Raw genomic sequence first — 14,138 nt, 5'->3', positions numbered from 1 at the left:
TGACGAGCACCGCGACCGGCTGCTCGTCGTGCCCGGTACGGCTGCCGCGGAGCGGCCCGGGGCCGGACTCCGGGCCCGCACGGGCGGCATAGGATCGGGCGGGACCAGCGGAGGAGGGACAGTGTTCGTCAAGGTGTGCGGGCTCGCCACGCCCGCCGACATCGACGCGGCCGCCGGGGCCGGCGCCGACGCGATCGGGCTCGTCATCAGCGGAACCAGCGTCCGCGGCCTCGACCGGGACACCGCCGTGCGCCTCGCCGCCCACGCGCGCGCCCACACGCCCGCGCACGTGCTGTCCGTCCTCGTCGTCAACGACACCCCCGCCGCGGACGCCGCCGCGCTCGCCCGCGAACTCGACGTCGACGCCCTCCAGCTGCACGGCCGATACGACGCCGCCGACTTCACTGCGGCCGCCCTCGTCTTCCCCCGCCTGTGGCGGGCCACCTCTCTCAAGGAGCGCCCCGACACCCGCGTGGGTGCCTACGGGGAGGAGGTCCTGCTGCTCGACTCGCCCCGCGCCGGCTCCGGCGCCCGCTGGGACCTCTCCCTCCTCGACACGGCCCGCCCGCAGGGGACGTGGCTCCTCGCCGGCGGACTCGCCCCCGGCAACGTCGGGGAGGCCGTCGCCCGGGCCCGCCCCTGGGGCGTCGACGTGTCCAGCGGCGTCGAGTCCGCCCCGGGCGTCAAGGACCACGCCCTGGTCCGGGACTTCGTCACCGCGGCGAAGGCGGCCGGCGCGCGGGGCTGAGGCGTTGTCAGACCCTCCCGGTAGCGTTTCGCAGGTCGCCCGACCGCACACCCCTCCGGGAGGAACGCCCGTGGACATCCTGCTCATCGCCGGCCTGTGGCTCGACGGAACGGCCTGGGACGAGGTCGTTCCCGAACTCACCGCGCTCGGCCACCGGCCCGTTCCGGTCCCTCTGCCCGGCCAGGGGGACGGAGACCTCTCCGCCACGCTCGACGACCAGCTGGCGGCGGTGCTCGCCGCCGTCGACGCGGCGCCCGGCAGGCCGCTCGTGGTGGGGCACTCCGCCGCCTGCAGCCTGGCCTGGCTGGCCGCCGACGCCCGGCCGGAGAAGGTGGCCAAGGTGGCCCTGGTCGGCGGCTTCCCCGCCCCCGACGGGCGCGCCTACGCCGACGCCTTTCCGATCGAGGACGGCTTCATGCCCTTCCCGGGCTGGGGCCCCTTCGAGGGACCGGACGCCGACGACCTGGACGAGGCGGCACGGGAGCGCTTCGCCTCCGCCGCCGTCCCGGTCCCGGAGGCGGTGGCCCGGGGGACGGTGCGGCTCACCGACGAGCGCCGCTTCGACGTCCCGGTGCTGCTCGTGTGTCCCGAGTTCGGCCCAGCCCAGGCGAAGGAGTGGATCGCCGACGGAGAGAGCCCCGAGCTCGCCCGGGTCGCCCACCTCGACTACGTCGACCTCGACTCCGGCCACTGGCCGATGACCACCCGCCCCCGCGCACTCGCCCGGCTGCTGGCCGAGGCCGCGGCCACCGAGGAGCAGGGCGTGAACGCCGGAGACTAGACCTGGACGGACGCGGAGTCCGCCCCTGTCTGCGCCCCCGCCCCCGTCCCCGTCCCTGTCCCTGTCCTCGTCCCCGTCCCCGTCCGCGTCTCCGCCTCGGGCCGCGCGTCCGGTCCGTCGTCCGTCCCGGCGACGGGCCCTGCGCCCGGCTCATGGAGGACCCCCGTCCGTCGACGGTCCTTTCTGGACCGTCGCGGAAGGCAGGTCTGACTCCCCTTTGGGTCAACGGCCTTGGCGTGCGGCATGCTGTGTCACCTACGGCCAGGGGAGCCTTCGTCGGCCCGGGGCGTGTGACGACCACTCTTCGCGCGCGACGGACCTGGTGGTTGTGTCGCGGGGCGGGCCGTCTCAGGCGGTGCGGAGGACCCGGAATCGGTCGGGCGCGGCCGGATCCCGGTCGACTACCTGGACGGGAGCCCCGTCCCACTGCCACACGTCGATGTCGGGCGTGCGGGAGAAGCTGATGCGCCCCCGCGTGCCGTCGACGGCGATCCTCGGCCAGGCCCCGGCCAGGCTCACCCGGTCGGCGCCGTGTGAGCGCAGGGCCTCGGTGAGGGTGATGCCGGTGTCGTAGCCCTCGAAGGCGACGAAGGAGGGTGCGCCGCCCAGCCGCCCGCGGAGGGCCGCGTCGACCCGCGTGCCGAGCGGTCCGAGGCGTTCCGGCAGGTAGCGCAGGAACGGGATCCCGGCGCCCTCGGCGCCGAGCAGGGCCTCCCATTCGGTGAACTCCGGCTGCCCGGCGGGGGCGCCGATCAGGACCTCGGCCAGCCGCCGGTCCCGGCGGACGGCCTCGACGACCGGCACGGCCGGCTCGGGGTGGCCCACGAGGAGAAGGAGGGCCGTCGCGCGACGGGCGACGAGGGCGTCGCACAGGGCCGTGGGGGAGAGTCCGAGCGCGTCGAGCTCCATGACGGAGCCTCCGCGCTCGGCGAGACGGTCCCGCAGGATGCGGGTCCCGGAGGCCCAGTAAACGCTCGGCTGGGTCGCCACGGCGATCCGGCGGTGACCCGCGTCGAGCAGGAAGTCCGCGTACGTCCGCCAGCCGCGGGACTGCGGCGGGGCCAGGCGCGCCACCCGCTCCGTGGGCCCGTCGGTCAGCGCGTCGAGAACGGCCGACGAGCACAGGAACGGCAGGCCGAGCGCGTCGGCCCGCGTGGCGGCGGCGCGGGCGACGACGCTGTGGTACTCGCCCACCACGGCTGCCGCACCCAGGCCGGCCAGCTCCTCCACGGCCGCCGCGGCCCGCTCCGGGTCGGCCGCGGTGTCCCGGACCGTCATTTCGAGCGGCCTTCCGGCGATCCCGCCGCTCTCGGCGGCCTCGTGGAGGGCCAGTTCGAGCCCGGCGAGCAGATGCCGGCCGGCCTCGACCCAGCCGGGGCGGCTCAGCGGGACGAGGGCGCCGATCAGGACCGGCGGTCCGGCGGTCCGTGGGGTGGAGGCGAGCGAGGATGGCGTGTGCATGGTCTGGGCGTCTCCCGTGTGACGATGCCGGACATTGCATACGCCACCCTCGCCGACCGGCAACCGATTTAGGGTGCGTCGGAGGGCGAGGCGGCGGGCAGCCACCTCAGGCGGAGGTCACCCGCAGGATGACCGCGCCGCCGATGATGGACGCGAAGGACAGCAGGCGGGCCAGGGTGAGTCTCTCCTTGAAGAGGATCGAGCCGAAGACGACGGTGCCGACGCCGCCGATGCCGGTCCACAGGGTGTAGCCCACCGAGACGTCGAGGTCGAGCAGGGCGCGGGACAGGGCGTAGATGCCGCCGGCGGCGGCGAGCAGGGTCAGCACGCTGGGCCACAGGCGGGTGAAGCCCTGGGTCGCGTTGGTGCCGAGCGCGAAGAGGATCTCGAAGACGATGGCGATGCCGAGGAACAGCCAGGTCATGGCAGTGACTCTCTCCTGGTCGGGGCTGGTCGAGCCGATTGGGGCTGGTCGGGCTGAGCGGGCTGGTCGGGCTGGTCGGGATGAACAGGCCGGGCGGGCCCGTCGGACGCGCATGCCGGGTGGCGCGCAGAGCGGTGCGACCGGGCCGGGTGGCGTCGGGGGCGCGGGCCGGAGGTGGGGCCGAGTGGCGCGGGCCTACGGCGTGGCTGAGCGGCGCGGGCCGGGTGGGGTGGTGCCGAGGGCGCGGGACGGGTGGACCGGGTGGGCCGGTGGTGGGAGCACCGCCCGCCCCCTGCGGTGCCGTCGTGGGTGGCCCGGGGCAGGGGCCGTCAGGTCGCCGACTTCGCGGCGGCGATCCGGTCGGTGACGCGCAGCGCCGTGCCGCCGCCGATGATCAGGACGAAGGCGACCACCTTCCACACGGTCATCGGCTCGTCGTAGATGAGGGTGCCGAAGATGACGGTGCCGACGCCGCCGATGCCGGCCCAGACGGTGTAGCCGACGCCGACGTCCAGGTACTTCAGTGCCTGGGAGAGGCCGTAGATGCCGAAGGCGGCGGCCACCGCGGTGAGCAGGGAGGGGCCGAGCCGGGTGAAGGCGTGGGTGGCCTCGGTGGAGAGCGCGAAGGTGACCTCGAAGACCGAGGAGAGGAGCAGCCACGTCCAGCCGACGTTCTGCTTCCTGCGCGCCTCTTCGGCGGAGACGGCCCCCGCCGTACCGGCCGCATCCGCCCCGCGTGTCATGGCCTTCTCTTCTGTGGACATCGGAATCAAACCCCCCGTTTTGATTGCTTGTACGTGCAACTAGATGTCGCCGAGAAGCTTGCACGGGCATATAACCTGCTGTCAAACCCCCGTGGGGAGGCGCCCGATGAGCGACCGGGCCGCACGGCCTCCGCGAGGCCAGGAGTCGTCCCGGGGCGGACACCGGCTCTCCGGGGAACCGGCCCGCACGCGTCGGCGTCACTCCAGGAGTCCGCAAGATCGACTCGCCGGAGGACTCGCTCGTGCCCCTCACAGCCGCCCGCTATCTGTACCTGACCCGGCACGCCGAGGCCACCGCGGACGAGAGCGAGTTGACAGCGGCCGGCCGCCACCAGGCCGCGCTCCTCGGAGAGCGGCTGCGGGGTGTCCCGCTGACGGCGATCCATCACGGGCCGCTCGCCCGTGCCGCACAGACCGCGCGGCTGGTCGGTGAACAACTCGACGGCGTCCCAGCGCAGCTCGCCGTCGCGGCCGGCGACTACATCCCCTACCTTCCGTCGCGCGAGGAACTGCCGGCGGAGACGGCCGACGCCATGCTGGGCTTTCTGCGGCAGTTCCCGGCCGAGGAGCGCGAGCAGGGGCCCGGCCTCGCGGAGGCGGCGCTCGCGCAGTTCACCGGGCCCGTCGCCGGCGACGAGCCGCGCCACGAACTCGTCGTCACGCACAACTTCCTCGTCGGCTGGCTCCTCCGCGCCGCCCTCGACGCCCCGAAGTGGCGCTGGATGGGCATCAACCACGCCAACGCGGCGCTGACCGTCATCCGCTATGCGCCCGGCCGTGCCCCGGCGGTCCTCCTCTTCAACGACACGGGCCATCTCCCCGCCGAGCTCCGCTGGACCGGCTTCCCGCAGGAGCTCCACATCTGAGATCCCGGCTCCCGCGCCCAAGCCACGGTGCGGACCCGCCGCCGTCGGGGTGTCAGCGCACCGGACGGTCGAGGCGGACGCGGACGAGCCGCGTCTCGACGCCGCTGTCGATGAGCCGGCCGTTCGCGTCGAACGCGCCGCTGCCGTCGCTCATCCCGACGTCGCTGTCGTCGAGCGGCACCAGGTCCGGGAACCCCCGACCGCCACGCCCTCGATCCTGCCCGGGACGCCCGCGCCCGTGCCCAGGCCGACCACGAGACGCCGGGCCGCGAAGTCGCGGTTGGCCTTCGGATGAGGAGCGGAGGGGGAGACGCGAGGGGAGCAGGGGGAGAGGGGGAGTGGAGGGGGACGGGAAAAGGAAGGCGGACGCGGTAAGGGCCCCTGTGGGACGGGGCGTTAGCGGGACGGCAGCGGAACGGCAGGGGGTTCCCGCAGGCTGTGGCCCCGACCATCCGCCTGACCGCCTCGGGGGCACCATGCGACGACGTACCTTCCTCACCGGCACCCTCCTCGGCACGGCCCTCGCCGCCGTCCCGTCCCTCGCCTCGGCGAACTCCGCGCGCACCGCCGCCGCCGAGGCGGGCACTGTGACCGTCGGCTCCCTCGCCGAGCTCCAGAAGGCGATCGACCGGGCCCTGCCCGGCGACCGGATCGTCCTCGCCGACGGCACCTACACCGTGCCCACCGCCGGTATCACCGTCTCCGGCCGGAACGGCACCCCCGCCGCGCCCATCACCATCGTCGCCGCGTCGCGCGGCGGGGCGGTGCTCCAGGGCGCGCGCAGCTTCGTGTTCGCGGACTCCAGCAACATCGTCGTCAGCGGCTTCGCCCTGCGGCAGAGCACCACCCTGGAGATCCCGGCGAGCTGCCCGCGCATCCGGCTGACCCGCAACGACCTCAGGTTCGCCGACGTCTCCGGGCTCGACTGGGTGCTCGTACGCGGCGACGACGCCAAGATCGACCGGAACCGCTTCCACGACAAGACCACCCAGGGCATCTTCCTGGTCGTCGACGGGCCCGGCTCGACCGCGATGGCCCAGCGGCTCACCGTCCTCCGCAACCACTTCTCCGACCACAGCTACGGCGGGGAGAACGGCGGCGAACCGATTCGTCTCGGCGTCAGCGCCCGTGCCCTCTCCAGCGCGAACGCCGTGGTCGAGTACAACCTCTTCGAGCGGTGCGACGGCGACCCCGAGACGGTGTCGGTGAAGTCCTCCGACAACACCGTCCGCTACAACACCGTGCGGGACAGCCGCGGCGGCATCGTGCTGCGCCACGGCAACCGGTCCACCGTCGCGGCCAACCACCTGATCGGCGGCGGCGAGGGCGTCCGCCTCTACGGCAACGACCACCTCGTCGTGAACAACTACTTCGGCGCCCTCACCGGCCGCGCCCTCGTCGTCGGCAGCGGCACCACCCGCGACCACCACAGCGGCGAGACGGCCGACGAGCGACGCGGCAACGACGCCTGCGACCGCGCGGTCATCGCCCACAACACCTTCGTCGGCAACGCCCGGACGCTCTCCGGCGAGAGCCGTGCCTACGCGCCGAGCGACGTGGTCGTCGCCGACAACATCCTGGTCGGCGGCAGCGGCACCCTGGTCGACCTCCCGCAGGGCACCGGCTTCCTCTGGCAGGGCAACATCCTGTGGGGCACCGCCGCGGACGGCACCCTCCCGAACGCCGGCTACCGCCGGGTCGATCCGCAGCTGCGCCTGGACACCGACGGGGTGCACCGGCTGACGGCGGGCAGTCCCGCGATCGACGCGGCGACGCGGACCGCCCCGGCCGTCGCCGAGGACCTCGACGGGCACGTCCGCTCGGGCGCCCGTGACATCGGCGCGGACGAGTACTCCACCGCGGCCCCGCTCCGCCGGCCGCTCACGCCGGTGGACGTGGGCCCGGACGCCGCCTGAGGCCGCCACCTCCCGGCACGGCGCCGGCCACAGCCCCACGGGGCAGCGGCCGGCGCCGTGCCGCCGTCCCGGTCCGCCGTGCCGCTGTCCGGGTCCGCGCCGTTGCCCGAAGCCCGTGCGCTCGCCGGGGTCCGAACCCGTAACCCGGGTCCCGGCCGGTCGCACCGGCGGGGACCCGTGGTGCGCGACGTCAGTGCCGCTCGGGCAGGTCCCGCTCGGCCGGACGGTCGGTCGCGCCCGGGGCCGTGAAGGAGCGGGCCGCCGGGGACTTCGCGGCCGGGGCCGGCTTCTTGCCGCAGAACGCGGCCTCCAGCGTCCCGCCGAGCGCCGTGTTCGCCGCCCCGTGGTTCGAGGTGTTCGCGACCGCCGACAGACTGTGCCTGCCGTCCCGGGTCGTGAAGGCGTACGTGTAGAAGCCCTGCACGGTGCCGGTGTGGCCGAAGATCTGCGTGCCGCACGACAGGTTGTAGCGGCGCAGGCCCAGCCCGTAGAAACGGGTGTTGGTGGCGTCCGTCGGCGTGACCGTGGTCATGGCGTCCAGCATCGCCGGGGAGAGCAGCCGGCCGCGCAGCAGCGCGCTCATGAAGGTGTTCAGGTCCGCCGGGGTGGAGATGACCGCGCCCGCCGACTGCGCCCACGACACCGTCTGCTCGGTGGAGTCCACGAGCGGCGCGCCCTCCTCGTCCGGGTGCAGGTAGCCGCGTGCGTGCAGGCCCTTGATGCGCGTGTCGGGGTGCACGTACGACGTGCCGCTCAGCTTCAGCGGCTTGAAGATGCGGTTCTTGTACGCGTCCGCCACCGGCCGGCCGGTCAGCTTCTCGATCAGCATGCCGACCACGACGAAGTTGGCGTTGGAGTACTTGTACGAGACGCCGGGCTCGGTGGTGCGCGGCAGCGCCAGGGAGAGGTCGACGAGCTCCTGGTAGGTGAAGACCCGGTTACGCACGGACTCGAAGCCCGGTACCGTCTTCTCGAACATGGCGTCGGTGTAGTCGGCCAACCCGCTGCGGTGGGTCAGGAGGTGACGGACCGTGATGCGCTCGTCGGGCAGCAGGCCGGGGAGGTAGCGGTTCACCGGCGCGTCGAGCTCGAGCTTGCCCTCCTGCACCAGCTGGAGCAGTACGACCGTGGAGAACGTCTTGCTGACGCTGCCGATCCGGAAGCGCGCGTGGATGTCCATCGCCGCGCCCGTCGCGCGGTCCCGGACGCCGGCGGTCCGGTACGTGACCCCGTCGGGACCGGCGAACCTGGCCATGGCGCCCGGGGCGCCGTTCGCCATGGCGGCGTCGAGCGCGGCGGCCACGCCCTCCATGTCGGGCGCGACCGTCGTCGCGGGTGCTGTCGTGGGCGGGGTGACGGGGACGGGTGCGGCGGACGCGCCGGCGGCCGGGGCGAGGGCCCCGGCGAGTGCGGCGATCAGAGTGGCGCCCACGGCCAGGCGGCGACGGTGCGGCGAACGGAGCACAGGTTTCCTCGGCTTCTTCCTCGACTGGGTCGTTCACCGATCATGAGTGCCGTGGAGCGGAGCAGGTTCCCGGAGAGGAAGGCGTGTTTCGGCCAACTCCGGGAAACCGGCCGCCGGTCCGGCCGGATGCCAGGGGCACGGGGCGCACGGACCGCTTGTGGGACGGGGGGATCGGAGCACCCGTGGGAGAAGGGGACGGGGAACGCGTCCGCCCTCCCCGCCCCTCCTCCCCGCGCCCGCCCCACGCCCGCGCTACTCCCCGCGCTCGCACTCCTCCCCCCCGCACTACTCCCCGCGCCCGCGTTCGCCCCGCGGGGAGGACGCACCGGAAGCACCCCGCGCCGACCGCGCCCACCGTCGTCCGGCGCGGGGTGCCCGGGCCGCTCCGGACGTAGACTCCGAAGAGTACGAGCGCCCCGCTCCGGAGGTCGTCTTGACCGGTTCCGCAGACTCCGAGGGAAGGCCGCCGGCGGTGTCCGACGGCTCCGCGGAGACCCGGTTCGCGGGGCTCGCGGCCGAGAACCGGCTGCTGCGCGCGGAACTCGCGCGGCGGCGTCTGATCGATCTCGCGACCGGCGTCCTCGCGGCCCAGCAGGGCCTGCCGACCGCCGACGCGGCGGAGCATCTGACGGCCCTCGCGGCGGCCACCGGACTGGCGGTGGAGGACCTCGCGGCGGACGTCGTGAACGCGGTCGCCGGCCCCGGCGACGTCCTGCCCGCCCCGGACGCGCCCTCCCCGCTGCCGGCCCGCCGCCTGCGCCGCACGGCCGCGGCGGCCGAGGTCGCGCCCGGGGTCGGCGAGGCGGCCAGGACGCTCCTGGAAGGGGGCCTGGCGCCGCTCGGCGCGGACAGCCTGTGGCTGTGGCGCTGCGCCGACGCCGGGAGTCTGCGGCTGGCCGGCCACGCCGGGGTGGGCGCCGTGGAGGCGGCGGCCTGGCGGTCGATCCCGCCCGCGGCACCGGCGCCCCTGCGCGCCGCCCTCGACGGCAACGGCCCCGTGTGGCTGGACGGAGACCCGGGCCTGCCGGGCGCCGGGCCCGCCGCGGCGCGGGCCGTGCTGCCGCTGCGGCGGCGAGGGGCGCCGGTCGGCGTGGCGCTCGTCGGCTGGCCGGGCCCCGTGGACTTCGGGCCGCCGCTGCGGCGGGCGGTCGCCGGGCTCATGGACGTGGCGGCGGCGATCCTCGACCGGCCCGACGCCGACGAGCCCGGCGCCCCGGCCCTGGCGGACGTCCTCGACGCGCTCGTGACCCCGGCCGTCCTCCTTCGGACCAGCGCCCACTCCGGCGCCCCGGTCCTGGAACACGCCAACGAGGCCGCCGCCGCGGCCCTCGGCGGCCCCCTCGCGCCCGGCGACCGCTCCCTCCCGCGGGCCTTCCCGCACGTCCACGACGAGCTCGCCCGGCTGGTGCTGCGGGTGCGTCTCACCCGCCGTCCGCAGCACGCCGCCCGGCTCCCGCCGGCCGGCCCGGCACCGGGAGGAGCGCTCGGCCCGCTCCTCGACGTACGCGTCCTGTCGGTGGGAGCGGACCGGATGCTGGTCCTGTGGCACTCCGTCGGCGATCCCGGCATCGCCGCCGCCCGGGCCGTCGCGCGGCTCCAGAGCGTGGCCACCTTCCAGGACAGCCTCAGCGGCGGCGACACCGTGTGGTCGGAGCAGGCCTACGGGATCTTCGGGATGGCCCGGGACGAGGCACCGCTGCCGCTGCTCGCCCTGCGCGGCCGGGTCCATCCGGAGGACGGCGAGGCCCTCACCGAGCTGCTCAGGACGCTCACCGAGCGCCACTCGGGCGCCCAGGCCGTGCTGCGCACCCTGCTGCCCGACGGCTCCGTGCGCCATGTGCGGGTGGCCGCCGAGCCGCTGCTCGAAGGGGACACGGTCACCGGCCTCGTCGGGGTCTACCAGGACGTCTCGGCGACCCGCCGTACCGAGGTCGCCCTCACCGCGACCTTCGAGCACCTCAACGCCGTCCGCAGCCAGGCCGAGATACGCCACCAGCTCGCGCTCCAGCTCCAGCGCGCCATCGTGCCCGAGGTGACGGCCCTGCGCGAGCTGCCCGGAGACCTCAGCGTCGCCGCCCGCTACCGGCCGGCCGCCGAGGAGTACCAGGTCGGCGGCGACTGGTACGACGTGCTTCCGCTGCCCGGCGGCAAGGTCCTGGTGGCCGTGGGCGACATCGCGGGACACGGCATCGACACCGTCACCGGCATGGTCGCCCTGCGCAACGCCCAGCGCGCCCTCGCCTTCACCGGCCGGCCGCCCGCGGAGCTGATGGGCTGGCTCAACGACGTCACCCTGCGGACCGGCGGCGGGTCCACCGCCACCGCCGTGTGCGCGCTCTACGACCCCGGGGACCGCACCCTCGTCTGGTCGAGCGCCGGCCATCTGCCGTTGCTGCTCGTCCGGGACGGCCGCGCGCGGCTGCTCGAACCGCCGCAGGACATCCTGCTCGGGGCGGTGCCGTCGTACGCGTACGCGGAGCGCCGCACCGGGCTGCGCCCCGGGGACACCCTGTTGCTCTACACGGACGGCCTGGTCGAACGGCGCCACGAGGGCCTCGGACAGGGTCTGGCCCGACTGGTCACGACGGCCGAGCGGATGGCCGGCCTGGAGAGCCCGGAGCTGCTCGTGGACGGGCTGCTCGGCACCGCGCTCGGCGACACCGACGACGACACGAGTCTGGTCGCGGTGCGGGTCCGGCGCCCCGGCGAGGCCGAGGCGCCGGAGGTCAACTCCGCAGTCGTTCCCTGATCCTGGCCATCAGTTCCGTCTCGTCCACCGGTTTCGCGAGGTAGTCGTCGGCCCCCGCCTCCAGCGCGTGCGCCCGGTCGCCCGGCATCGCCTTCGCCGTCACGACGACGATCGGCAGTCCGCTCCGGCCCGGCAGCCGCCGGATCTCCTCGATGGCCTGGTAGCCGTCCATGCCGGCCATCATCACGTCCATCAGGACCAGCCGGACGTCCGTGTCCCCGGCGAGCAGTTCGACCGCCCGGCGGCCGCCGTCGGCCGTCAGGACCCGTAGTCCGTTGCTCTCCAGCACCTCGGTGAGCGCGAAGACGTTGCGCAGGTCGTCGTCGACGACGAGGACGGTGGTGCCGGTGTCCTCCCGGGCCGGGCGGCCGGCCTGCGCCGGCGGCTCGGTGCGCGGTGCGTCCGGGCCCGGGCCGGGCGCGGTGCCCTCCGGCGCGGCCCCGTCCTCCGGCGCGCCGGGCGTCCCGGGCGCCCGCGCCGCCGACTGCTCCGGGATGTGGAACGTGAAGCGGCTGCCCTCGCCCGGCGTGCTCTCGACCTCGATCGTGCCGCCGAGCAGGCCGGCCACCTCCCGGCTGATGGACAGCCCGAGGCCCGTCCCGCCGTACTCGCGCGACGTCGTCCCGTCGCCCTGCTGGAACGCTTCGAAGATGTGCCGGAGGCGGTCGGCCGGGATGCCCACCCCCGTGTCCGCGACACGGAAGGCCAGCACCGGCTGCCGGTCGCGCAGGGCGGCGGGGATCTCGTCGGGCGGCGTGTGCTCCACGGTCAGCGAGACGCCGCCCTCGTCGGTGAACTTCAGCGCGTTGGACAGGAGATTGCGCAGCACCTGGCGCAGGCGCCCCTCGTCGGTCGTCAGACGGGCCGGCACGTCCGGGGCGACCTTCACGGTGAAGTCGAGCCCCTGCTCGTCGGCGACCGGGCCGAAGGTCGCCTCCAGGTACTCCAGGAGCTGCGCGAGGGCGAACGGCTCGCGCCGCACCTCCATCTTGCCCGCCTCCACCTTGGACAGGTCGAGGATGTCGTTGATCAGCTGCAGCAGGTCCGATCCCGCCGAGTGGATGACCTCCGCGTAGTCGACCTGCTTCTCCGTCAGATTGCCCTCGGTGTTCTGGGAGAGCAGGCGGGCCAGGATGAGCAGGCTGTTGAGCGGGGTGCGCAGCTCGTGGCTCATGTTGGCGAGGAACTCGGACTTGTACATCGAGGTCCGGGACAGCTGCTGGGCCCGGGCCTCCAGCTCCTGCCGGGCCTGCTCGATGACCCGGTTCTTGGACTCGATGTCCTTGTTGCGTTCGGCGAGCAGCGCCGCCTGCTCCTGCAGTTCGGCGTTGGACAGCTGGAGTTCACGCTGCCGGGCCTGCAACTCCAGCGTACGGGTGCGCAGTTCGTCGGCGAGACTGCGGGACTGGGCCAGCAGCTCGTCGGTGCGCAGATTGGCCACCAGCGAGCTGAGAACGGCTCCGGCGCTGGTGACGAAGCGGTCGAGGAAGTCGCGCTGGAGCGCGCCGAAGGACCGGAGCGAAGCGAGTTCCACGGCGCCGAGCACCTGGTCCTCGACCACGATCGGCAGCACGACGAGGGCGGCCGGCTCGCCCGTGCCGATGCCCGAGGAGACGGTCGCGTACCCCTCCGGCAGCGGGTCGACCACCAGCGTGCGCCGGTCGCGCGCGGACTGTCCCACGAGCCCCTCGCCCAGCCGGAAGCGGCGCGGCCGGTCGCCGGCGTCGGGCAGCCCGTACGAGGCGGCCAGGACCAGGCAGGGACCCTCCTCGTCCTCCTCGGCGAGGAAGAACGCCCCGTACTGGGCCGAGACCGTCGGCGGCACCTCCTCCATGATCAGCTCGGCGATCTGCGGCAGCCGGCGGGTGCCCTGGAGCAGCGCGGTGATCCGGGCCAGGTTCGTCTGCAGCCAGTCCTGCTCCTCGTTCGCCCGGGTGGTGGCCCGGAGCGACTCGACCATCGCGTTGATGTTGTCGCGCAGGTCGCCGACCTCGCCCGGGGCGTCGACGGTGATGGAGCGGGTGAGGTCGCCCTCGGCGACCGCGCTCGTCACCTCGGCGATCGCCCGCACCTGGCGGGTCAGGTTCCCGGCCAGCTCGTTGACGTTCTCGGTGAGCCGCATCCAGGTGCCCGAGACGCCCTCGACCTCCGCCTGGCCGCCGAGCTTGCCCTCGGTGCCGACCTCGCGGGCCACCCGCGTGACCTCGGCCGCGAACGACGACAGCTGGTCGACCATCGTGTTGATGGTGGTCTTGAGCTGCAGGATCTCGCCCCGCGCCGCCACGTCGATCCGGCTGGTCAGGTCGCCCTTGGCGACGGCGGTGGTGACCTGGGCGATGTTGCGGACCTGGTTGGTCAGGTTGTCGGCCATCGAGTTGACGTTGTCGGTCAGGTCCTTCCAGGTGCCGGACACGCCGCCCACCGTGGCCTGGCCGCCGAGCTTGCCCTCGGTGCCCACCTCGCGGGCCACCCGCGTGACCTCCTCCGCGAACGAGGAGAGCCGGTCGACCATGGTGTTGATGGTCTCCTTCAGCTCCAGGATCTCCCCGCGCGCGTCCACCCGGATCCTCTGCGTCAGGTCGCCGCGGGCCACGGCGGTCGCGACCTGCGCGATCGACCGCACCTGCGAGGTGAGGTTGTCGGCCATCGTGTTCACGCCGATGGTGAGCTCCCGCCACACCCCGCGGGCCCCCGGCTCGCGCACCCGCCCGCCGAGCAGACCCTGCCCGCCGACCTCGCCGGCGACGCGGGTGACCTCGGAGGTGAGCAGGGACAGGCGGTCGACCATGTCGTTGTAGACGGTGGCGATCTCGCCCAGGACGCCGCCGGACCCCTCGGAGAGGCGTACGGACAGGTCCCCGTCCCGTACGGCGGTGAGCCCGGCGAGCAGGCGCCGCAACGCGTCCTCGCCGTCACCCGTGCCCGGGCCGCCTTCAGGTGCTGGTCTGCGCTGTGCCATGAAGG

General features: G+C 74.4%; 11 protein-coding genes. 5 read left to right on the top strand and 6 right to left on the bottom strand.

What is annotated here, in order from left to right; all coding sequences use genetic code 11:
- Positions 1–121 precede the first annotated feature (121 nt).
- Both ACGF1Z_RS33105 and ACGF1Z_RS33100 read left to right on the top strand, forming a co-directional pair.
- Complete coding sequence (locus ACGF1Z_RS33105) at positions 122–748, top strand: phosphoribosylanthranilate isomerase (protein WP_393009907.1); 627 nt, start codon at positions 122–124, stop codon at positions 746–748.
- Between the two features lie 70 nt (positions 749–818).
- Positions 819–1,529, top strand: a complete 711-nt coding sequence (locus ACGF1Z_RS33100; protein WP_393009905.1) for an alpha/beta fold hydrolase — start codon at positions 819–821, stop codon at positions 1,527–1,529.
- 348 nt (positions 1,530–1,877) lie between these two features.
- Here ACGF1Z_RS33100 and ACGF1Z_RS33095 read toward each other — a convergent pair whose 3' ends face one another.
- The 3 genes from ACGF1Z_RS33095 to ACGF1Z_RS33085 all read right to left on the bottom strand — a co-directional run bounded on the left by ACGF1Z_RS33095 (position 1,878) and on the right by ACGF1Z_RS33085 (position 4,178).
- A complete protein-coding gene (locus ACGF1Z_RS33095; RefSeq protein WP_393009903.1) occupies positions 1,878–2,990 on the bottom strand; it encodes an ABC transporter substrate-binding protein in 1,113 nt (370 codons plus the stop codon).
- A 106-nt stretch (positions 2,991–3,096) separates the two neighbouring features.
- Positions 3,097–3,414, bottom strand: coding sequence for a DMT family transporter (locus tag ACGF1Z_RS33090; RefSeq protein WP_393009901.1), 318 nt, complete (start codon positions 3,412–3,414; stop codon positions 3,097–3,099).
- A 329-nt stretch (positions 3,415–3,743) separates the two neighbouring features.
- Complete coding sequence (locus ACGF1Z_RS33085) at positions 3,744–4,178, bottom strand: DMT family transporter (RefSeq protein ID WP_393009899.1); 435 nt, start codon at positions 4,176–4,178, stop codon at positions 3,744–3,746.
- Positions 4,179–4,420: 242 nt separating this feature from the next.
- Here ACGF1Z_RS33085 and ACGF1Z_RS33080 point away from each other — a divergent pair, with 242 nt between their 5' ends.
- On the top strand, positions 4,421–5,044 hold the full coding sequence (locus ACGF1Z_RS33080; protein WP_393009897.1) for a histidine phosphatase family protein: 624 nt from the start codon (positions 4,421–4,423) through the stop codon (positions 5,042–5,044).
- A gap of 52 nt (positions 5,045–5,096) precedes the next feature.
- Here ACGF1Z_RS33080 and ACGF1Z_RS33075 read toward each other — a convergent pair whose 3' ends face one another.
- Positions 5,097–5,225: a hypothetical protein gene (locus ACGF1Z_RS33075; RefSeq protein ID WP_393009895.1), complete on the bottom strand. Its 129-nt coding sequence runs from the start codon at positions 5,223–5,225 to the stop codon at positions 5,097–5,099.
- Between the two features lie 295 nt (positions 5,226–5,520).
- Between ACGF1Z_RS33075 and ACGF1Z_RS33070 the strand changes: the two genes are divergently transcribed.
- Positions 5,521–6,960 (top strand): chondroitinase-B domain-containing protein, encoded by a 1,440-nt coding sequence (locus ACGF1Z_RS33070; RefSeq protein ID WP_393009893.1) that lies wholly within the window; start codon positions 5,521–5,523, stop codon positions 6,958–6,960.
- Between the two features lie 190 nt (positions 6,961–7,150).
- Here ACGF1Z_RS33070 and ACGF1Z_RS33065 read toward each other — a convergent pair whose 3' ends face one another.
- A complete protein-coding gene (locus ACGF1Z_RS33065) occupies positions 7,151–8,392 on the bottom strand; it encodes a serine hydrolase domain-containing protein (RefSeq protein WP_393009891.1) in 1,242 nt (413 codons plus the stop codon).
- Between the two features lie 505 nt (positions 8,393–8,897).
- On the opposite strand from ACGF1Z_RS33065, the gene ACGF1Z_RS33060 reads away from it, so the two are divergent.
- A complete protein-coding gene (locus tag ACGF1Z_RS33060; protein WP_393009889.1) occupies positions 8,898–11,174 on the top strand; it encodes a PP2C family protein-serine/threonine phosphatase in 2,277 nt (758 codons plus the stop codon).
- On the opposite strand, the gene ACGF1Z_RS33055 is transcribed toward ACGF1Z_RS33060, so the two are convergent.
- On the bottom strand, positions 11,152–14,133 hold the full coding sequence (locus ACGF1Z_RS33055; protein ID WP_393009887.1) for a HAMP domain-containing protein: 2,982 nt from the start codon (positions 14,131–14,133) through the stop codon (positions 11,152–11,154). The genes ACGF1Z_RS33060 and ACGF1Z_RS33055 overlap by 23 nt on opposite strands.
- Positions 14,134–14,138 lie beyond the last annotated feature (5 nt).

The organism is Streptomyces sp. NPDC048018 (assembly GCF_043202995.1).
Taxonomy (GTDB): domain Bacteria; phylum Actinomycetota; class Actinomycetes; order Streptomycetales; family Streptomycetaceae; genus Streptomyces.
Note: the sequence above shows the minus strand (reverse complement) of the source record. Positions and strands in the feature narration are given on the sequence as shown.